The following is a 240-nucleotide window of genomic DNA, read 5'->3' on the forward strand; positions in this document are numbered from 1 at the left end:
GTATCACCTAATTGAACACCACCTACCACCGAAACTGCCGTCTTGGAATCCTCCCATGATTCACCTGCCGCCGACTCCGCTCTCTAGTAGCGACAAACTCGCCAAGGTCTTACATAAGGATTGGCAAGCTCACATACAGCGAGTTTTCATCGAAGCTATTCATAGAGAAAACGATGGTGTGATGCCACCTAACGAAGAACTGTATAAGTGGGCGAAGTGCTACCTGATGCCCGATGGAAC

The 240-nt window shown here is 49.2% G+C and carries 1 protein-coding gene; it reads left to right on the forward strand.

Features of this window, described 5'->3' with window-relative positions:
* Window positions 1-55: 55 nt before the first annotated feature.
* A partial coding sequence (locus NCR98_RS33285; protein ID WP_250528599.1) for a hypothetical protein occupies window positions 56-240 on the forward strand: 185 nt, incomplete at its 3' end.

This window comes from Caballeronia sp. GAWG2-1 (assembly GCF_023631405.1).
Classification (GTDB): Bacteria; Pseudomonadota; Gammaproteobacteria; order Burkholderiales; family Burkholderiaceae; genus Caballeronia.